The organism is Candidatus Methanoperedens sp., from assembly GCA_027460525.1.
Classification (GTDB): domain Archaea; phylum Halobacteriota; class Methanosarcinia; order Methanosarcinales; family Methanoperedenaceae; genus Methanoperedens.
Genome location: JAPZAS010000035.1, coordinates 19,069 through 38,866, shown reverse-complemented (window position 1 = coordinate 38,866; position 19,798 = coordinate 19,069). Strand labels below are relative to the sequence as shown.

Below are 19,798 nucleotides of genomic sequence, written 5' to 3'. Positions count from 1 at the left end.
ATTATGACATTAACTGAAATTGAAATCATACTTGCAATTACAAACGTTATTTTCATAATAATTGTGATTTTTTTGTTTGTGCGCATTCGAAAAATGGAAAAGAAAAGCGAACCTGAAAAACAGCAGTCCGAATTGGCTGGTATCACTAACATAGCACCTGCTGAAATGATATCACCGAAAAAGAAAGAATGCATACTTGACCTTGGTGACAATAATACACCTGCTGAAAAGCCATCACCGAAAAAGAAAGAACGCACACTTTACCTTGGTGACAATAATACACCTGCTGAAATCAAGCCAGAAAGTTTTGACGTGAAGGCGCATGATATTAAGCACCCTGAAAAACCCATGACAATCACACCTGATATTGGTGCAAAAAAAACCGAAGTTAAACTTGAAGACAGGCTGCCTGAAGTCAAGGAGATGCCTGTGAAAAAAGAGAGAAAAAAGAAAAAGGCTGCTAAAAAGGCACCTGAAGAAATTGTCGAACAGGCAACAAAAGAAGAGGCTGCGCCATCAGAAAAAATCCAGATTCCTGAAATAGAGGAAGTAAAGCTTGAGAAAAAAGAGATCAAAAGAAAAAAACCAGCTAAAAAAGAACCTGAAAAAGCTGCTGATATAAAGGAAGAAACAAAGGCAATACCTGAGAAAAAAACTGATGAGAATGAAAAACCCGAAAAGAAACCGCCAAGGAAAAAAGTTGAGAAAAGATTATTTATTTAGGCTTTAAATATTCCCATTTTTCCAGTGCCTGCTGTAATTCTTTATGCTTTTTTGCGTACTCACGTAGGTCAATCCCTTCCATTGACGCCTCTATCGCCTGCATCGTAGCCATTGCGCCGGCACGCGTTCCTTCCGGATGTCCGTGTATTCCGCCGCTCACAAGCAGCGTGCAGTCATTTCCAAGTATGCGCATCACGGAAGGTATTAAACCGGGATGAAGCCCGCCCGAAGAAACAGGGAGCGCAGGTTTTATCGAGCCCCAATCCTGCGGCAGCGGTTCTGTTATTGCAGGGTCGCGAAGCACAGCGGCAATCTGGGTTATCTCCTTTTTAGTGCTCACCAGTTTCCCAACCGCCGTACCCGCATGGATTTCATCCACACCTACCAGGCGCATAAGTTTAGCCAGGAAATACATCGTAATCCCGTGTTTTGGATTCCTGTCAAAGACTGCATGCATCGCACGGTGGGCATGTATCGCCAGGCCAAGGTCGCCGCATTCCTCGCGCAGAGTCTGGACAGAGGCTGTGCCGCAGGTGACCACATCGATCATGGCAAACCGGAATCCGGAATCAGAAAGTAATTTCGCCCTGCGTATCATTTCCTTCGTTTCGCCCGTGATATTCAGGAGTGCATCCTTCTCATCCCCTGTTTGCTTCTGCGCTTTATCCCTCAATTTCGCCATTCGCTCTACGCGCTCCTCGAAACGATTAAAGGAAGTGGAGGTCAGGTTTTCATCATCTTTTACAAGGTCAAACCCGCCCATCCATGTTTCGTATGCAACCCCTGCATGTTCTGCAGCGCTGAAGCCGATTTTGGGTTTTGGCACTGCGCCTGTGATGGGTCTTTCTTTTACTTTCAATAGCGACCTGATTCCTGAAATTCCGTGATGCGGTCCTTTGAAGGAGCTGATATACTTTGCAGGAAGGGAGGCATCCATTAATCTTAAGTTCCGCAAGGCTTTCATGCCAAAGATGTTGCCTGCTATGCCGCTCAGCAACTGCGGCGCATTGCCGGGCTCCCAGAGGTCAATCGGGTAAGCCACTTTTACGTATCTGCCGTTTAATTCAAAGGCGCGCGCCTTGATCCTGGCAACTCGCGCAGGCAGTTCGTGGAGCGTGGTCCATGTGCCCGCAGAACTTTCAGAGGCGATTCTCCCGATGGCTTCTTTTGCGTTTATCCCCTTTGCAGGTTCGAAATAATAGAGGCATATTAAATCATTCTTTGCCGGGGTATAGTTCAGATCAACAAATTCATCGTACCAATCAATTTTCTCAGTCATTCTGTCACCTTGCTCAGTCTATTATTTTAGAAATTAAAAGATTTAACTGTCAGATGAGCAAAGTCCATTGGGAAAAAAGTTTTGAGAATAGTTATTAAAGGAAGGGAAGAACCATATACAGTGATAACAATGTTTTATGATAAAAGGTTGAGGAAACAAAGATGAGAATTAAAATCGATCTGGAAAGTGATGCGCTCTACTTCAGAATCAGTGAGGACGCGATAGAAGAGAGCGAGGAAATAAAGAAGGGTCTTATCGTTGATTACGATGCCACTGGCAAGGTTGTAGGAATAGAAATACTTAACATAAAAGAAAAATTCAAGATGGAAGATTTGACAGGTCTTAAATTGGAAATGCCTTCAGTTACAAAGGCAGCAGCGTAAGGGCTTTACCCAAAAATCTGTGCTATCCGTCACAGGCGCCGATATGCCCTTCTCTTTAATTCCTTTCAATTCTTGATTTCAATACTGCGAATTAAAAAAAGCATGGATAATTACGTATCTAAATAAGATTAAACATATATTATGATAAATAGATATTTTTTATTTAGGTTTTTTCCCCGAAGGTCTTACTGTTTCTAATAATTCCTCTTTAACTAAATCAATTTTTATTAATACCAAAACAAACATTATTACCGTTATAAGAACTGAAGTAATAAAATATTTTTCTTGAACATCAATATTAAATTGCCAATTCGCATAAAAACCAGTAGGTGCACCTATAATCACTAATAAAAGATTTATCCCATTTTGCGTGAGAAATCCCAAATTAACCTTTTAAAAAGTGGGAGGATTAATGCAAGAATAATAAATATAGCTGCGATAAAAAAAAGGAATGAAGCGAAACCTCCCGCAAGTTGAGATAAAAGGGGCACAAAAACAGAAATCAAAATAATTAATACAAAAATTGTTATAAGCAAATCAATTGGATTTTGAGAACTTATATATTACTTCAGACTTTTAAATAATATTATCTCTTATTAAACTTTTTGGTTTTAAACTTTCCCTCTCTCCTGAATAAAGCTATTTAAAAAGTTGTTTTGAACGATGTTTAATTCTTGTAAGGGTGTTACAACTCTGTGATTTCTGTGTCTTGCCATAACCCTGTATTTGAGGGATATTTTATCGAAGGACAAACCCCACAACAAATCGAAACGCTCCCACTTTTCTGAAACTCGACCCTTCATGAAACCTCGATCCGCCGCCCTCGCTCATGTAAAAGGTCTATAAAATCATCCTTGTCGCTGTATTTTTTTAGCTCCTTATCTTCCATAAGAACGGTTCTTTCAATATTTTTCGTCTTGCTTGCCCCATGTACTATCAACAGCGACTGGGTATGAGCAACCTCGGATATACTGCTCATCAGATGCGCCTTTTTGACCATCGTTTTTGTGCATTCACCCACGCCTGTCAGTATCGTGGTCTCATCCCTTCGGTTTGAAGACTGGGATACCGCATCGAATGGCGCCTGGGAAATAGGCGACACCTCGAATCCCATATTCTTTAAGATTGAGAAAATATTTGAATATTCGTTTGCGACATCTGCTTTTTTCCGGGGATCGTTCAAATCAAGTTTTTCGAACAGGTCAACCGCAACCGTAAAACCCCTGTCCAGTACTTCCTCAAGTTTGAGCGCAACATCAACGCTTGCCGCCATCTCGCCTTCCTCGTACTTGCTAATAGTCCTTCTTGAGACCCCGAGCAGCGATGCAAGCGCGCCCAGGGATATATTTTTCCTGATGCGTTCTTCTTTCAGGATGTTTCCTCCGATATTTACATACAAGCCGCCGTGCTCGGCATAAATCAAAGGCGGGCTGTCCTCTATAAAGCAGTCATGCACTGTGTTTATGTCAAATGCAGGGACGCCATACCTGAAATAGACCACACCTGTTTCCAGGGAATGGTCGCGGGTTTTTTCTCCTATTACAATGGGATACCCGTTCAGATGTTTTGAAAGGAACTGCATTTCCCTGCTAGTTTCCTCATTTAATCCGTCGATATTGGAGATGACCTTAATCAACAGCAGTAAATTATCACGTCTGGCTGCCATATCAAAACTCCTGGGGCGGATATCACAGCGCTCGGAAATGATAAAGCCAGCCCTGCTCAAAATAGCGATGGCACGAGTTATAAGTAACTCTTTATTCATTAAATTTCGATTGTTCCTACGTCTATATAAAGTTATATTATGCGACGGAGATAGTGAGGACTTATGATTATAGGGCTCGACGACACGGATTCACGAGAAGGCATGTGCACAACGTATCTTGCAGCCGTGCTCATCGAAAAACTTAAAAAATACGGAACGGTAGACGAATACCCGCTTCTTGTCCGCCTGAACCCCAACATAATATATAAAACACGCGGCAACGCCGCTATCGCAATTCCGCTTGAATTGAAAAATGGCACAGGCGCTGGAAAAGTAAAAGAGCTGGTCATTGAAACCGTGAAAGATATGGCTGTTCTTTCAGATGAAAACACCAACCCTGGAGTCGTTTTTGTTGAAGATACTACAGAAGAGATGCAGGATGAACTGTCCCGATTCTCGATGCGAGCCGTGCAGGATGTGCTGGAAATTCATGAAGCCAAGGAACTGCTAAAACGCCATGGGATAAGCCACAAGGGATTCAAGAACGGGAGGGGATTGATCGGAGCGCTTGCTGCTGCAGGCTTTGCGCTCTGCGGTATTCCTGATTTCACATACGAGCTGATAGCATACCGTGAGAAAAAACAGTGGGGCACATTGCGGGAAATCGAAGAGGATTCGGTATGGGCTGCCGATGCCACCACGTATCCTGACACATGGGACACCGTGGATTACGAGAATAAGCGCATCGTGTTTGCCCCCCACTCGCCGGACCCGATTCTTTTTGGCATTCGGGGAGAGAGCGAAAGCGCGGTAAGAAATGCATTTTCAATGATAAAAAGCGAGCCAATCGAACGATATGTTGTCTATAGGACAAACCAGAATACCGATATGCACCTGATTCCTGCAAACATCAACGAGGTCAGGAACGACCGTTCATACAGCCTCAATGGCACGGTCAGCAGCCCCCCAAAAACGATAGAAGGCGGGCATGTTATCTTCGGGCTGGCAGACGGCACCGCCGCCCTGGAATGCGCTGCCTTTGAGCCCACAAAGGGCTTTCGCAATATCATCAGGCAGCTTCGCGCAGGGGATGAGGTAACAGTCTGTGGAAGCGTGAAAGACAGGACTCTGAACATTGAAAAAATCAAGGTAATATCCCTCAATCCGCATGAACTGCGAAACCCCCTCTGCTGCAGAAAACGAATGAAGTCCATGGGCAAAGAACAGGGCTACAGGTGTGAAAAATGCGGGGCAGTAAAAAAAGAAAAGGTTACTGAGACGCTACAAAGAAACCTTTCACCTAGATTTTATGAAGTGCCCCCGTCCGCACGGAGGCATCTCTCAAAGCCACTCATCAGATTTCGGGAGATGCAGGTGGCATCCGCTTGTGTTCGTTTGAAGAAATGCGCGCCGCCAGTTGATCCACAATATCGGGAGGAAAATTCGTCTTTACCGCGGAAACGTGCTTTTTTTCATCTACCAGCATGGTGAGTATTCTGTCTGCCGTATCGTAGGATACACCCAGCTCGCCCTCATCGGTCTGTCCCTTCCATAAGCCTGCCGTGGGGGTTTTATCAATAATCCTGATAGGTACGCCCATATAACGGGCAAGCCCGCGTACATGAGTTTTATAAAGGCAGCCGATGGGTTCAATATCTACGCCGCCGTCGCCGTATTTTGTGAAGTATCCGAGCAGCAGTTCCGTCTTATTCCCTGTTCCCACAACCATGCGCCGCATGAGGTTTGCATGATAATACAATATGCACATGCGAGTGCGCGCTTTTAGATTACCGTTTGCAACGATATTCATTTTATCGAAATCCGCTATGACTTTTGAAAATGAGCGCAAAACCGAAGATATCTCAATGAGCTTATGCTCTATGCCCAGTATTCTTGCGACTTCCACTGCATCATCGATATCCTGTTCTGATGTGATGCCTTTCTCGGGCAGCAGGAGCCCCAGCACATTCTCTCTACCGAGCGCCTCTACCGCAAGATATGCCGTCAATGATGAATCTATTCCCCCGCTCAAACCTATGACTGCTCCTCTAGCCCCCGATTCCTGAACTTTGACGCTTATGAAGCTGGCTATTTTATTTTTAATTGCAGGATAGCTAATCTGGTTCATCTGCTTTAAATTGAGATTCTCTATTATATATTATTACTTTCACTCCGCTCTCTGAGAAGCTTTATATGTTGTCAGGCTAAGGTATAGTTTGCCTCTCAAATAAAAATAAACAAGAGGCTTGAGGAAAGATATGAAAGAAATAGCAAAACAGATAGAAGCCCGATTCATGGAACTGGGCGTTAAAGTAGAGACAAGTGAAATAGAATCAAGTTTGGACCAGTTGATAAATAAATTCAAGGTCCCTCCTGAAGAAGCACGCAGAAACGTGATAAACTCTTTCTTAAAGAAACATAATGTTCCCAAGAGTGAATTTTTCGCTCCGCGTGAAACTCCGCAGGTAAAGGTATCAGATATAAAAGAGGATGGAAAATGGGTAACGGTGCGGGGTAAAGTAGTCCAGTTGTGGGATGCTAGGCACGAATCTCTTTCCCAGAGCGGACTGCTTGGCGATGAATCGGGAACAATAGCATTCAAGAAATGGACAAAGGCAAACCTTCCCCAGATTGAAGAAGGAAAATGCTACCTATTTAAGAATGTGGTAACTTCTGAATGGCAAGAGCGATTTAGTGTCAGTTTAAATAAAACCAGTGAAATTATTCCGATAAATGAAAATATCGAGGTGGGAAACACACTCACCGAATTCACTGGTGCGATCGTGGATGTCCAGAGCGGTTCAGGTCTGATAAAGAGATGTCCCGAATGCAACCGGGCGCTTGTAAAAGGCGCTTGTGGCGAACACGGAAAGGTTGAAGGGTTATATGACTTGCGAATTAAAGCTATCCTTGATGATGGTGAAAAGGTACAAGATATCCTCATGAACCGAGAAATAACCGAAGCGTTCACCGGTATCACCCTTGAAAAAGCAAAGGAAATGGCAACAGAAGCGCTTGACCAGGGCGTTGTTCTTGATTTTATGAAAAATAAGCTTGTGGGACGCTATTATGTAGTGACCGGAAGGAAACTTGACAGGTTCATACTGGTCGATTCCATCAAACTAGATGTAAAACCGATCGATGAAGACATTAAGAGGTTACTTGCAGTAACTGCGGCGCCTCTTGCAATGGAGGCGTGATCATGGCTGAAAATGGATCAGTATACGTTCGTGAAGTAGCGCACCGTGTGTTTGCGGCAGAACTAAATGAGTCAAATCTCCAATTAAAGGAAGGACAGGACGACCAGTATCCAAAACAGTATCTTATCACACCGACAGGAGCAAAATGCAACCGCATTTTCATCGTGGGCACGCTCACAGAAAAAGAAAATGTGGGGAACGACTCTGATTTCTGGCGCGGTCGTATCGTTGACCCTACAGGCGTCTTCTATGTGACAGCCGGGCAGTACCAGCCCGAGGCTGCGCAGGTACTGGCAAAGACCGCGCCGCCTGAGTTCATCGCGGTCATCGGAAAGCCGACAACATTTACCACCAAGGAAGGGAACGTTCTTATCTCCATCAGGGCTGAGTCCATGCAGGTAGTGGACGCTGCGACAAGGGACAGATGGGTCGTGAACGTGGATGCTTATAAGGCGATGGTGGCGCAGGCGCTGGAGTCGGTGAGGGCGAGGTAGGGCTGTTCCCTGCCCTTTTTTTATTTTTATAACAAATGACACTTCAGATGTGGGATTTATGAAATTTAGAATGTTTGTAACAAAGATAGACACGGAAATCTCTATCATTACATTAGGGTCAGTTTGCTTACTGATAGCCGAATTCGTTAAGGCTAATAGTAGTATTTCGGAGGTTTCTCTTTTTACATTATCTGGTTTTTGTTTAATACTCTCTGGTGTTGTGTTAATTTACCGGGAAACGGTGGTGAAAGGGGATATTTTACCTACAATTGAAAAAAAAGAGAGAGGAGAGAAATTAATACATACTGACTATTTTAATATTGGCCAATTGGGAATAACAAATATATTCGCTAATACTTTATTTGATATCGGGATATTTTTTTTGATAATTGGAACCATTTCGCTCCTACTGTCTGAGTTTATTAGCTCACCTTTAATTAAAGAAAATTTTCCATATTTGATAGCTCTAATTATTATAGTCTTTATATCGAATTTTTTTACTAGAAGATTCTTTGCAAAATAGGAAATCAGCCATCACTTTGGGCAGGCGCCAGGTATATTCGGACAGGATAACAGGATTCACAGGATGAAAATTATCCAGTCAATCCTTTAAATCCTGTCTGAAAAGTTCGTGTTGAATTTTGCCATCCTGTCTTTGCGTCCTCTGCGACTTTGCGGTGAGCCTGAACATCAACCGCGAAGCACGTAAAGAGGGCAAAGCGATAAAAACAACGAACTTGTACTAACTCAATACGAACTCAGAGTTCGTACGAGTTCGTTTTGAGTCCGCTGTTAATCTTCCAGTGCAATCACGCCTCCACCTTCTTCCTCACAACCTTCAGCCTTATCCCGCCCGGCTCTGTCTCGATGGGCAGCTTCAGGTTCGTATTCAGGTGATACAGGTCAGCTATCACTTTCGGCAGGCGCACCGAGATGCTGTTGCCCGACTTGAATACCGTAGCCTCCACGCCTTTCTTCAATGCCTTGAAGTATTTGACTATGTTATCCACGTCCTCCGGGTTGCTGTGTTCGTTACCGCACTCGCATCTCCAGCCGCGTATCACGAACCCTTTCAGGTTGATATCGCTTACTTCCTTCATCTCTTTTCCGCAGACATTGCATTTATGAGTCATGTTCACCTCGCAATATTTTTAATTTGTCCTTTGTAGCGCGAATTTTTCCGACTTTTGATAAACCCAAAGATATTCATCCTTTTTAGACGGGTTTATCAAAATGCCTTATCAGCCAGTAATCCTCATAGTCCTCGATTGCCACGATGTAGATGTTCTTTCCTCTCTGACACCATTTTTCAACTATGCCTTTTTTTCTTTTGCTTACCTCAGTTCCGTTTTCGAGCAATTCTATTACCTGATACATTTCAAGCCCAAGTTCTACCATCTCGCCATCTGCATTTCTATTATGGTCTGGAATTAATGGCTTATTGTTCCATGTTATCAAATTACATCAACTTTCTAGTGTATATATTTAAACTGTATAACGTATATACTTTATTCCCCTCTTTAACCGTTGCGCCGAATTGACACGAACTCTCGCTGAAGGAGTATATTAGGACAGGATAACAGGATTCACGCGATGAAAAATATCCAGTCAATCCTGTAAATCCTGTCTGAAAGTTCGTTTGAATTACCCGTCATCCTGTCTTTGCGTCCTTTGCGCCCTCTGCGGTGAGCCTGAACATCAACCGCAAAGACGCCAAGAGCGCAAAGCGATAAAAAACAACGAACCTGTACTTTGACAAAAAGCTTTTACCCTCACGCTTCCAAGAAAGATATTATGAGTTCAGAAATTGAGAATGAGGTTCTGACCGAATTAAAGCAGGCCGCCAAACCACTGGTAGAGCTTGGTTTATACGATTCAACCAGAGAATTCGTGAGGGATGTTACTAAGGAATTCATCAAGCACAAAATAGAATTTTATAAAAAACAGCTTACAGCATTTAAGAAAAAATATGGATCCTTTGATGCTTTTTCAAAGAAATTACAAAAAGGCGCGTCCATCGCAGAAGAGGATGAATGGATGGAGTGGGAAGCCGCAGAAAACATGCTGAAAGTCTGGAAAAAAGCAGCCAGAGAGACTGGTATAAGTGCATAGAGTAATCAATATTTTAAGGGAATCCAGAATTGTTGATTCTATTCTCTCAATCGATTCCGATGCATTTGGGGAGTACTATAAATTAAAAATCCAGGTGCGTTTAGTAAATGGCTGGAAGCTTCATGTCTGGGAGCATGCCACACCCAAGATTCGAAGATACGCCTATCACGTATCCAAAGGACAGAAACTTATCATCAGGTGGGACAATGCGCCACACCACAAACAAATAAGGACTTTCCCTCACCACAAGCATGTAAAGGAAGCCGTTCTTGAATCAAAGGAAAGGATGGTAGAAGATATTTTGATAGAACTGGAACGAATGATCCAGGAGGAAAGTTAGATTTGTAAAATGAAAAGAGGTATGCGTATCTGATGCGCCGATGCCTTTTCAAAACGCGGCGCTGAGATTTAATATATAGCCAGTGATATTTATGCATCGGAGCCGTGATGTACAAACGGAATGTTTAAAATAATTGAGGTACTCTACACAAGGTATCATGAGAAGCGATAATATCAAAAAAGGACTTGAGCGCGCCCCGCACAGGTCCTTATTAAAAGCCGTCGGGCTGACCGATGAAGAAATGGCTCTTCCCTTCATAGGCGTGGTGAACTCCTGGAACGAGGTAATACCCGGACACATCCATCTTGATAAGCTCGCCGAAGCCGTAAAAGCAGGTATACGAATGGCAGGAGGCGTGCCGTTTGAATTCAACACCATAGGGATATGCGACGGCATCGCGATGGGTCACACTGGCATGAAGAATTCCCTTCCGAGCAGGGAACTGATAGCCGACAGCATTGAACTCATGGTGGAGGCGCACCAGTTTGACGGCATGGTCATGATACCCACGTGTGATAAGATCGTTCCCGGGCATCTGATGGCTGCAGGCAGGCTTGACATCCCCACAATCGTTGTAACAGGCGGACCCATGATGCCTGGAATTGTAGGGGATGAGCCCCGCGATGTTATTTCGTTGTTCGAGGCTGTTGGAGCGCGCCGGAACAACACACTCTCAGACCAGGAGCTCAAGAACCTGGAGGATTGTGCATGCTGCGGCGCAGGCTCATGCGCGGGACTCTTTACCGCCAATACGATGGCGTGCGTCACAGAGGGGCTGGGCTTGAGCCTGCCCGGATGCGGCACAGCGCATGCAGTGGATGCCAAAAAGACACGGATAGCAAAGCACTCGGGTATGAAGCTCCTTGAACTTGTGGAAAAAGAGATTACAGCGAGGCAGATAGTCACACAGGAATCGCTTGACAATGCGATACGCATCGACATGGCAATCGGGGGCAGCACAAATACTGCGCTTCATCTTCCTGCAATAGCACTTGAATTCGGGCTTGAACTCCCGCTTTCGAAGTTCGATGAAATAAGCAGGGAGACGCCGCACCTTATAAACTTAAGACCGGGAGGAGACCGCTACCTTATCGATTTTGAGCGCGCCGGAGGAGTGCCTGCAATCCAGCAGCGTCTGCGCTCCATGCTTTACTTGGATGCGCTGACTGTGACAGGGAAAGGCGTCGGCGAAAACCTGGATGAGTATATAATCATGAATCCGCTCGCCAATAAGGAGATAATCGCCAGCCTTGACTCCCCTATACATGCAGAAGGTGGCATAGCTGTGCTGCGAGGAAACCTTGCTCCTTCAGGTTCTGTGATAAAACAAACTGCTGTGAGCCAGAAAATGCTTCACCACGAAGGACATGCGCGCGTTTTTGATAGCGAGGAAGAAGCGATGAAGGCTATAATGGGAAAGAAAATCAAACCCGGCGATTGCCTGATTATAAGATACGAGGGGCCAAAAGGCGGACCAGGGATGCGGGAGATGCTTTCGCCAACGGCGGCAATAGCTGGCATGGGACTTGATTCAATTGCGCTCATCACGGACGGCAGGTTCTCAGGAGGCACGCGAGGTCTTAGCATCGGTCATGTCTCGCCAGAGGCGGCTGACGGAGGACCTATCGCGTTTGTGAGGGACGGCGATATTATTGAGATTGATATTCCAAAGCGGGTGTTGAATCTCAAAATTTCGCAGGAGGAACTTGAAAAAAGAAGGAAGATGTGGAAGGCACCTGCGCCTAAGGTTACGAAGGGCTATCTTGCGCGATACCAGAAGCAGGTGGGTTCTGCGGATAAGGGCGCTGTATTAAAATACTAAGCGTGCATAAATATAATTGTTAGGTACCAAAATGGGTTGGATTGAAGCTGTTCAAGTCGTTTCGACGTTCATAATATCTGTGGGAGGAGCTGGTGCTATAATATTGGCAATGTCATCCTATTTTGGCAAGATATGGTCAGACAAATATATTGAATCTGTTAAAAGTAATTATCAAAAGGAGCTAGAAGCTTACAAAAATGAGTTAGATATGATTAAAGAAACTGCTTTGCGTTATTCAAGGCAACAGTTTGAGTTATATAACAAACTTTGGAGTTCTCTCTATGATTTAAAATTAACCGCTGATATGCTCTGGGAAGAAGCAAATGAACAGAATCTGAGAAAATTTTCTATACAATTAAAAAAGACGATCGATGAAGTTGAAAAAAGTTGTCTTTTTATTGAAGACATGCATTATGAACGATTATCAAAATTACTTAATGCGTTTAAAAATTATCAGATTGGAAAGAAAGAGTTAATTCAACTATATAGAGACCTAAATCAAGAACGAATTATTCCTACTGAAATTCAGCAGTTAGTAGACGATAATAGAGCCAAGAAGAAAGAATATGAAGACCTCATAGAACTGATTAAAAATGACTTGAAAAAACAAATGCAGGGCCGTCATTAAATATGGTCTCAGAAATAATCAACACAAATATCACTAAAATGAAAACCCTCGATGAAATAAAAAATATCCTTTCGCAGCATAAGGAAGAAATAAAACAAAAGTATCCGGTCAAAGAGATAGGTATTTTTGGCTCATACGTGAGAGGAGAAGAAAAAGAAGCCAGCGACCTTGACATTCTTGTGGAGCTTGGGAAAGCAATTGGATTACTAAAATTTATTGAAATTGAGGAATACCTCAGTGAACTCTTAGGTGTTAAAGTAGACCTCGTGATGAAAGGAGCGCTTAAGCCAAGGATAGGGAAACGCATTTTAAAGGAAGTTGTCTATGTATAAAAGAGAGTACGGGGACTATATAGAAGACATAGTAGATGCCATGGACAAAGCCATGCAATTTACGGAAAACATGGACTACAGTGATTTTATTCATGATGACAAGACTATTTTTGCTGTAATAAGGGCGCTGGAAATAATAGGCGAAGCCGTAAAAAGGATTCCTGAGGATGTAAGAACAAAGAATCCTGAAATTCCCTGGAAGCGCATAGCAGGGATGAGAGATAAGGTTATTCACGAGTATTTTGGTGTCAAGTTAGAAGTTGTCTGGATGACAGTAAAAGAGGAAATCCCAACTCTAAGACCTCTTTTTCAAGACATTCCGAAAAAGTAATAGCGGTGGACTTTCCCGCTAGTACTTCCTCTCAATCATATAATCTGCAACCCTGATAAGCAACTTCTTTGCCTCAGAATCAGGCAGCACCTTAAGCGCGGCTTTACCTTCCTCCACGAAACTCAAAGCCTTGTTCATGGCATAATCGATCGAACCCGATTCTTTCATCGAAGTCAAGGCTGCCGAAACCTCGCTTCGTGTGGCATTGCTTTTCCCAAGCGCATCAATACTGACCCCTTTTGAGAGCGCATGGATAACAATAAGCGTACGCTTGCCTTCAATAATATCCCCGCCCTGCGCTTTCCCGAGTATCCCCTCAGGCGTTATAAGGTCAATCACATCGTCGTAAATCTGGAATCCAACCCCTGTCAGGCGCCCGAAATCCCATAACGCCCGCACATAATCCCGATTGGCGCCAGATAATATCGCCCCCATTTTCACGGCGCTGGCAAAAAGCACGGCGGTTTTTTTCTCCACCATGCGCATGTATTCTGCCTCTGTCACATCTTTTCGGGTCTGGAAATTCATATCCATCCACTGCCCCTCGCATATATCCGTGCACGTTTTCGACATAAGTTCAAGGCTTTCCACAAGCTGCGAAGGCTCGCTTTTTGTGCACGAAAGAATCTCAAAAGCCTTTGAATAAAGGGCATCCCCTGCAACTATCGCTCCCGACACACCCCATTTTTTATGTACCGTCGCAAGCCCTCTTCGAAGGTCAGCCTCGTCCATGATGTCATCGTGGATCAACGTGAAATTATGTATCAATTCGATAGCCACTGCCGCAGGAAGTACATTTTCAGGCTTGCCCCCGACGGCTTCTGTTGCCAGCAGCAGTGCAGAAGGGCGAAGCCTCTTTCCCCCAGCATCCAGCAGGTGGCGCATGGCTTTATACATCTCATCAGGCGGGGTTATGGGCAGGAATCTGGGGATGGCTTCATCCACCATTTTGGCTTTTTGCTGCAGGATTTCTTCGATCATAAAGCGAGACCTCGCTTTAGCCGGTGTTCAGGTATGCTTCGCATACCTGTCGTTTGATAAAACTTTCCTAAAGTTTTAGCGACGCCTCGCTTTATGATGCATAGGGTATGCGAAGCATACCCTTCCCGAGTCACGCCTCGGGAGGGCGTGTTCGGGTATGGTGCGCCATACCCGTCGTTTGAGAACCGAAACATCGGTTCACGCTGTGTTGGGGTATGCAAAGCATACCCCTCGTTTGATGGAACTTTCCCAAAGTTCCTTGATAAAACTTTCCTAAAGTTTTTTATAAAACCATCTCCTCACCGTTTCTCATTATATGCACAGTATCCCCGAAAACGTATCCTGCATCCTCAGCCATTTCGACATAGCTTGCATGCATGGTCATGTTCCCATGAGACGGTATCACCTGCTCTGGAGATATCATCCTCAGGAGTTCCCAGTGGTCTTCCCTGCTCGCATGCCCTGACACATGCACATTTTCATATATTCGTGCTCCCTGCATTTTCAATTTTATCTCAAGGGCATGCCGGTTCGCCATCGTCATGGGGCTCGGGATTGTGTTCGCCGAGAAAATCACCTTATCCCCTGGCTCTATCTTGAACTGCGTCTCCAGGTTTGCTATCCTTGTGAGAATGGAATCGGGTTCGCCCTGATGACCCGTGGTTATAAGGAGGTATTTTTTCTTCCCATCCTGGGATATGCGCCTCAGGGCTTTTTCAACGGCATTTCGGTTGCCGTGAATTTCAAGATTTTCAGGGAATTTTATATAATTCATCTTCTCGGCTATTGAAAGATAGCGCTCCATGGACCTGCCAAGAAGTACCGGGATCCTGTTCATTTCCTCTGCAGCCTCAATGATAGCTTTAATGCGTGCCACATGGGATGAGAATGTGGTAATCAGGACACCTGAATCGGTCTCCTCTGTTCCAAGTAAAACGTCTCGCACCAGGTCTTTTGCTATTTGCTCCGAGGGCGTCTTCCCTGAGAGTCCTGAATTCGTACTTTCGGTTATCATAGCCCTGACGCCTTCTTTTCCAAGTTTTCTGAGCCTCTGGAAGTCTGGTGGTTCGCCCAAAGTTGGCGTCCTGTCCAGTTTGAAGTCGCTGGCATACAAAACTACCCCACCCGGTGTGTGGATTGCAGCAAAAGCCGAATCCACTATGCTGTGCTGTATCCTGATGAATTCGATCTGTATATCAGGGGTGAGGTTATATGTTCCCCCGAGCCTCAGGGGAATTACTTCATTTGTTACCTTAAATTTCTTTTCCTCGGATATCTCATGCCTGACCAGTTCCGCTGTATAAGGAGTTGCGATTATAGGTGCTTTGTACCTGTGCGCAAGTTTCGGTATTGCCCCGATATGGTCGAGGTGACCGTGCGTGCATACGATGGCTTTGACGCTTCCGCTTACTTCTTTCATGACTGTATCGTCAGGAATGGCACCTATCTTTATCAGGTCCATCGAGTGCATTTTGTCTATTTCCACGTCTTCATGTATCTGCACCCTGTCCAGCTGCAGTCCCATATCCAGAACAATGATATCATTATCAATCCTTATCCCGGTCATGTTCCTGCCCATTTCATTGTAGCCGCCGACTGCAATAATTCCTATTTCTGTCATTTTAATTCACTCCATAATAATTATTAAATTATATTTAAATTATACTTTATATCTTTTTCTCGCAAATTTAACCGTTTCAAATCCCCTCTGTTCCAAAAACTCTCTCGTTCTACCTGTAATGACAAGAGGTGCGTTGCCGAGTTCTTCAATTGTCCTGCATCCGCATAAGAATTGAGCAACTTTGAGTTCTTCGATGACCATGGTCAGTTTATCCACCACATCCTTCTGCCCTTTCAAAGCAGGAGCCACAAGAGGCAGTGCAATGCCGCAGAGGGATGCTCCAAGGGCAATAGATTTTGCTGCGTCAATGCCTGAGCGTACGCCTCCCGTTGCAACGACAGGAATTGAAATCGAGGATTCCACGATGCTGACCGCTGTAGGTATCCCCCAGTTCCAGAATTGCTTCCCGAGATGTTGGGATAACAAATCACCGCGCTTCTGCGCCCGGTAGGTTTCGACCCCTGCCCAGCTTGTCCCGCCAAGACCGCCAACATCGATAGCAGCAGCCCCTGCTTCGCATATCGCCAATGCCTGGGAATGCGCGATACCTGCACCCGTTTCTTTTACAATCACAGGTACTGAAAGTTCTTTGCAGATTTCCTTAATTCCAAGGAGACATTCGGTTGCATCAATATTGCCTTCGGGCTGTATGGCTTCCTGAAGGAAATTCAGATGAATCGCCATGGCATCAGCCCCTATCATCTCCACAGCCCGCTCAAGTCCTTCAATCCCGAACTCATTAAGCTGGGCTGCGCCTACGTTTCCGTATATGAACGCATTCGGGGCTTTTTCCCTGACCACCCTGAACGAGTCCTCCATGTTCGGGTCTTCGATTGCCGCTCTCTGGCTGCCCACGCCTATGCCTATTCCCAGTTCTTCTGCTGCGCCTGCAAGCGTTGCATTCACAGACTTTGTATCAGGATGTCCGCCTGTCATCGAGGCGATCAGGAAGGGAGCGCGCATTTTCTTACCCAGGAACTCGACCTCAAGATCAAGGGCTTTCTTGTTGATCTCAGGAAGACAGTTGTGCACAAGCTCGATGTCATCAAAACCGCTGGCTCGAAGTCCAAGATGCGTTCTGTGCGCTTCAACGTCCTTCTCAACGCATAACAATAAATGTTCAATCTTCCTGTCCGATGTGGTCATTCAGTACCTCTATTTGATGAACCCATTATTATACTATTCTTTTAGACGGGTTCATCAAAGTTTGATGAACCCAATGATACTCATCTTTTTTAGACGGGGTCATCTAAGTTCGACCTTTTATATAAATCTCATTTGTCTGCTATTAACGTTCCTATCTCTTCGCCGTACAAAAATCTTGATACCATACCTTTCCCGGATGCATTAAAAATGCGCGAACTAATTCCCTTGTTTGCCAGTTCCAATAACTCGGATACCTTACCGAGCATTCCGCCTGTTACATCGGTGGAAGTTGAGCCTTTGATGTGTTTTTTCATGTCCATAAAACTAAGTGGTGTGATTTTTTTAATAACATTACCCTTTTCATCCAGCACGCCATCAACGTCGCTGCCTGCACCTATTTTTGATGCTTTCAAAGCAAGCGCAAGGTATGGTATTATCCTGTCGCCTGACAGGACTGCAACTCCTTTAATCCTGTCCATAACCACATCGCCGTGAAGTACAGGCATTACGCCCCGCTCCAGCATGACTTTAATTTGCTCAAGCTGGAAAAAAACCAGTTTGCCGTTTTCAAAAAGGCAGGAATTTAATGGGTGGACCGGAAGCGATGGTACGCCTGCTTTATTTAATGATTCCAGCACTGTTGAATTTAATTTTTTTACCGAAGCGTGGGTGAGATATGCACCTTTGGCATTGAATTCTTGGTTGAGCTTGTATTTCATCGCCTGGGGATGACCGAACGACCCTGCGCCGTGAACAAGAATTATGTTTAAATCGGATTCAGATTTAAATTCAGCAATCTCATGCGATATCCTGTCGATGACATCTACTTTTGCACATTCGGGAATATCGGAATCCTTCTCTGTGATCACGCTTCCGCCTATCTTTAAAATCACCGGGCTCATTCCTCTTTTACCCCTTCAGAGGTGAATCTGGTAATTATCGCCTGCCCTCCTGCCTTTTCTATCGCCGCCGCCACGTCTTTGGGCGAATGCGTCAGCGCCACCATGCATCCTCCCCCGCCAGCACCTGTGAGCTTTGCCCCGTATGCGCCCGCGTTTCTCGCAGCATACACAAGCGCCGAAAGTTCCATTGTGCACACGCCGAGGGCATCGAGCAAGCCGTGGTTCACGTTCATGAGTTTACCAAGAGAGATGTAATTTTTTTCCGAAACCATGAGTTCGCCATGCCTGGCAAATGAACCGATGGTTTTGATTATCGGGTTTATGGAATCAGGATATTCCTCTTTGAGTCTTGCAACCTGCTGTACGAGTTTTGCAGTTTTTTTGGGCGAAGCGCCCTTATTCGTGTTGCCGATCACGATGCCGCAGTCCAGAAGCTCCAATCGCTTTCGTGAAGGTATCTCAACCACTCCTCCGAACGTGGATACAAAGGTATCCGTGGGGCTGGCTGCGCCCTGAACTTCCTTTTCTATCCCATGTCCCATTCCTGCAAGTTCTTCGTTTTCGTATCCAAGCCCGAATTCGATATTGATGGCGGCAAGCGTTGCAATGGTGACTGCGGCGGATGAGCCCAGCCCCGAGCCAACAGGAATGTCGGAGGTTATTTCAATTGCAACATCAGGCGAACCTAATTTTTTAATTGCCGATGAAACATAGGGGTGCACCTCGAAATCCAGCGCCGTATTTCCAAGATCTGATGATATGGCTACAGCATCTGCTTTTCTGGCGCACACGCGGGTTCGAAGCTCAATGGCGCAAGCAATGGCAGGTTCTCCGTACACCACCGCATGCTCGCCGAATAGGTATATTTTGCCAGGGGCTGAGCAGGTGGTGGTCATTCGTATCTAAAGCATCACAGATGCGATAGATAAATATAAGGATTGCCGATTTTGAATTACAGTAACGATTATAATCATTTCCTCAACAGCTATAATTGATGCAGCGATATTTTTTCTCCATCACAGACTAGAACATCGCCGGAATAATCCCTCGTAAGCTGGCGAAGGTTAGCTAAATCCAATTTTTCTTCTAACTGCGCCAGAATGCTGATGTAACTTCGAAGCTTCTTAATCTCATACCGCTTCAGCAGGAGCGCCATTTCTGCATGCTTAGGCGTGATTTTATTCCCCAGCCCCCCGCAGTGCATGACCTCAACCCCAGCCTCGCCCATAAAAAAAGGATAACACCTGCAAATCATCGGGCGATATTCGTAGATGGTGCACTCGTTTTTTCTGTAAAATATGCATTCATTCTTATCGCTGCGCAAAAGTATCCAGCCGATTGCCATTATTTTTTCCCCGTCTGATAAACACGAATATATATCAGGCTGTGCGATTTCATCCCATTTCATTCCTGTCCCTTTGATTATGCGCCTTATGTCATCTGGAAAAATAGAAATCGCATTGGATGGGCGCGAAATTTTTGGGGTTATCCTGATGTTGAAATTCTCCCTGCAGCACCAGCCGCAGCGCATGCAGGAAAATCCGGAATTCAGAATATCTGCACTGTACACTTCCGAATGTGTATAGGTAAGGCGCTCTATCCTGCGTCCGAGAGAGGCAGCGTCCATGAATAAACATCGTGAGAGCCAAGATATAAAGTCTTTTGAGATAAGAGTGACCGTTTCAATTTGTGTTGGTAGATATGATGCATTATATGCAGTCATCATCTTATAAATATGAAACCACAGAGGGCACAGAGGACACAGAGAAAAACAGCATCTCTCTGTGCTCTCGGTGTTC

At 44.9% G+C, this 19,798-nt stretch carries 23 protein-coding genes and 1 pseudogene; 12 read left to right on the top strand and 12 right to left on the bottom strand.

What is annotated here, in order from left to right; all coding sequences use genetic code 11:
- The first annotated feature begins 3 nt into the window (after nucleotides 1-3).
- Nucleotides 4-723: a hypothetical protein gene (locus O8C68_12735; GenBank protein MCZ7396656.1), complete on the top strand. Its 720-nt coding sequence runs from the start codon at nucleotides 4-6 to the stop codon at nucleotides 721-723.
- Here the strand turns inward: O8C68_12735 and rbcL are convergent.
- On the bottom strand, nucleotides 716-2,002 hold the full coding sequence (gene rbcL / locus O8C68_12730) for a type III ribulose-bisphosphate carboxylase (protein ID MCZ7396655.1): 1,287 nt from the start codon (nucleotides 2,000-2,002) through the stop codon (nucleotides 716-718). The two genes, O8C68_12735 and rbcL, sit on opposite strands and share 8 nt — an antisense overlap.
- Before the next feature lie 161 nt (nucleotides 2,003-2,163).
- On the opposite strand from rbcL, the gene O8C68_12725 reads away from it, so the two are divergent.
- On the top strand, nucleotides 2,164-2,385 hold the full coding sequence (locus O8C68_12725) for a DUF2283 domain-containing protein (protein ID MCZ7396654.1): 222 nt from the start codon (nucleotides 2,164-2,166) through the stop codon (nucleotides 2,383-2,385).
- 159 nt (nucleotides 2,386-2,544) lie between these two features.
- Here O8C68_12725 and O8C68_12720 read toward each other — a convergent pair whose 3' ends face one another.
- Nucleotides 2,545-2,769 (bottom strand): hypothetical protein, encoded by a 225-nt coding sequence (locus tag O8C68_12720; protein ID MCZ7396653.1) that lies wholly within the window; start codon nucleotides 2,767-2,769, stop codon nucleotides 2,545-2,547.
- A gap of 415 nt (nucleotides 2,770-3,184) precedes the next feature.
- A complete protein-coding gene (locus O8C68_12715; protein MCZ7396652.1) occupies nucleotides 3,185-4,150 on the bottom strand; it encodes a transcriptional regulator in 966 nt (321 codons plus the stop codon).
- Between the two features lie 63 nt (nucleotides 4,151-4,213).
- On the opposite strand from O8C68_12715, the gene O8C68_12710 reads away from it, so the two are divergent.
- Complete coding sequence (locus O8C68_12710) at nucleotides 4,214-5,581, top strand: tRNA(Ile)(2)-agmatinylcytidine synthase (GenBank protein ID MCZ7396651.1); 1,368 nt, start codon at nucleotides 4,214-4,216, stop codon at nucleotides 5,579-5,581.
- Here the strand turns inward: O8C68_12710 and O8C68_12705 are convergent.
- A pseudogene (locus O8C68_12705) lies at nucleotides 5,511-6,218 on the bottom strand (NAD+ synthase). The gene O8C68_12710 and the pseudogene O8C68_12705 overlap by 71 nt on opposite strands.
- A gap of 130 nt (nucleotides 6,219-6,348) precedes the next feature.
- Between O8C68_12705 and O8C68_12700 the strand changes: the two are divergent.
- The 3 genes from O8C68_12700 to O8C68_12690 are packed head-to-tail and all read left to right on the top strand — an operon-like array spanning nucleotide 6,349 to nucleotide 8,307.
- A complete protein-coding gene (locus tag O8C68_12700) occupies nucleotides 6,349-7,290 on the top strand; it encodes a replication factor A (protein ID MCZ7396650.1) in 942 nt (313 codons plus the stop codon).
- 2 nt (nucleotides 7,291-7,292) lie between these two features.
- A complete protein-coding gene (locus O8C68_12695; protein ID MCZ7396649.1) occupies nucleotides 7,293-7,784 on the top strand; it encodes a DNA-binding protein in 492 nt (163 codons plus the stop codon).
- Between the two features lie 58 nt (nucleotides 7,785-7,842).
- Nucleotides 7,843-8,307, top strand: a complete 465-nt coding sequence (locus O8C68_12690; protein ID MCZ7396648.1) for a hypothetical protein — start codon at nucleotides 7,843-7,845, stop codon at nucleotides 8,305-8,307.
- A 286-nt stretch (nucleotides 8,308-8,593) separates the two neighbouring features.
- Here the strand turns inward: O8C68_12690 and O8C68_12685 are convergent, their stop codons facing one another.
- Nucleotides 8,594-8,917 (bottom strand): hypothetical protein, encoded by a 324-nt coding sequence (locus O8C68_12685; GenBank protein MCZ7396647.1) that lies wholly within the window; start codon nucleotides 8,915-8,917, stop codon nucleotides 8,594-8,596.
- Between the two features lie 82 nt (nucleotides 8,918-8,999).
- Nucleotides 9,000-9,242: a hypothetical protein gene (locus O8C68_12680; protein MCZ7396646.1), complete on the bottom strand. Its 243-nt coding sequence runs from the start codon at nucleotides 9,240-9,242 to the stop codon at nucleotides 9,000-9,002.
- A 336-nt stretch (nucleotides 9,243-9,578) separates the two neighbouring features.
- Between O8C68_12680 and O8C68_12675 the strand changes: the two genes are divergently transcribed.
- The 6 genes from O8C68_12675 to O8C68_12650 all read left to right on the top strand — a co-directional run bounded on the left by O8C68_12675 (nucleotide 9,579) and on the right by O8C68_12650 (nucleotide 13,349).
- Nucleotides 9,579-9,896 (top strand): hypothetical protein, encoded by a 318-nt coding sequence (locus tag O8C68_12675; protein ID MCZ7396645.1) that lies wholly within the window; start codon nucleotides 9,579-9,581, stop codon nucleotides 9,894-9,896.
- Nucleotides 9,889-10,236, top strand: a complete 348-nt coding sequence (locus O8C68_12670; protein ID MCZ7396644.1) for a DUF6516 family protein — start codon at nucleotides 9,889-9,891, stop codon at nucleotides 10,234-10,236. The genes O8C68_12675 and O8C68_12670 overlap by 8 nt, the downstream gene beginning before the upstream one ends.
- A gap of 157 nt (nucleotides 10,237-10,393) precedes the next feature.
- Entirely contained in the window at nucleotides 10,394-12,058 is a 1,665-nt protein-coding gene (ilvD, locus tag O8C68_12665) for a dihydroxy-acid dehydratase (GenBank protein MCZ7396643.1), read from the top strand.
- Between the two features lie 31 nt (nucleotides 12,059-12,089).
- Entirely contained in the window at nucleotides 12,090-12,686 is a 597-nt protein-coding gene (locus O8C68_12660; protein ID MCZ7396642.1) for a hypothetical protein, read from the top strand.
- Between the two features lie 38 nt (nucleotides 12,687-12,724).
- A complete protein-coding gene (locus O8C68_12655) occupies nucleotides 12,725-13,018 on the top strand; it encodes a nucleotidyltransferase family protein (protein ID MCZ7396641.1) in 294 nt (97 codons plus the stop codon).
- Nucleotides 13,011-13,349 carry a DUF86 domain-containing protein gene (locus O8C68_12650; protein MCZ7396640.1) on the top strand — a complete coding sequence of 113 codons (339 nt, stop codon included), beginning with the start codon at nucleotides 13,011-13,013 and terminating at the stop codon, nucleotides 13,347-13,349. The genes O8C68_12655 and O8C68_12650 overlap by 8 nt, the downstream gene beginning before the upstream one ends.
- Nucleotides 13,350-13,367: 18 nt before the next feature.
- Here the strand turns inward: O8C68_12650 and O8C68_12645 are convergent, their stop codons facing one another.
- The 6 genes from O8C68_12645 to O8C68_12620 form a co-directional block, all read right to left on the bottom strand.
- Complete coding sequence (locus O8C68_12645) at nucleotides 13,368-14,330, bottom strand: polyprenyl synthetase family protein (protein ID MCZ7396639.1); 963 nt, start codon at nucleotides 14,328-14,330, stop codon at nucleotides 13,368-13,370.
- 283 nt (nucleotides 14,331-14,613) lie between these two features.
- Complete coding sequence (locus O8C68_12640; GenBank protein ID MCZ7396638.1) at nucleotides 14,614-15,951, bottom strand: RNase J family beta-CASP ribonuclease; 1,338 nt, start codon at nucleotides 15,949-15,951, stop codon at nucleotides 14,614-14,616.
- Between the two features lie 39 nt (nucleotides 15,952-15,990).
- Nucleotides 15,991-17,097 (bottom strand): type 2 isopentenyl-diphosphate Delta-isomerase, encoded by a 1,107-nt coding sequence (gene fni / locus O8C68_12635; protein MCZ7396637.1) that lies wholly within the window; start codon nucleotides 17,095-17,097, stop codon nucleotides 15,991-15,993.
- A gap of 128 nt (nucleotides 17,098-17,225) precedes the next feature.
- The gene (locus O8C68_12630; protein MCZ7396636.1) at nucleotides 17,226-17,999 is read right to left on the bottom strand and encodes an isopentenyl phosphate kinase; all 774 of its coding nucleotides are present in this window, start codon (nucleotides 17,997-17,999) and stop codon (nucleotides 17,226-17,228) included.
- Nucleotides 17,996-18,895, bottom strand: coding sequence for a mevalonate kinase (locus tag O8C68_12625; protein ID MCZ7396635.1), 900 nt, complete (start codon nucleotides 18,893-18,895; stop codon nucleotides 17,996-17,998). The genes O8C68_12630 and O8C68_12625 overlap by 4 nt, the downstream gene beginning before the upstream one ends.
- 89 nt (nucleotides 18,896-18,984) lie before the next feature.
- Nucleotides 18,985-19,626 carry a YkgJ family cysteine cluster protein gene (locus O8C68_12620; GenBank protein MCZ7396634.1) on the bottom strand — a complete coding sequence of 214 codons (642 nt, stop codon included), beginning with the start codon at nucleotides 19,624-19,626 and terminating at the stop codon, nucleotides 18,985-18,987.
- Between the last annotated feature and the right edge of the window lie 172 nt (nucleotides 19,627-19,798).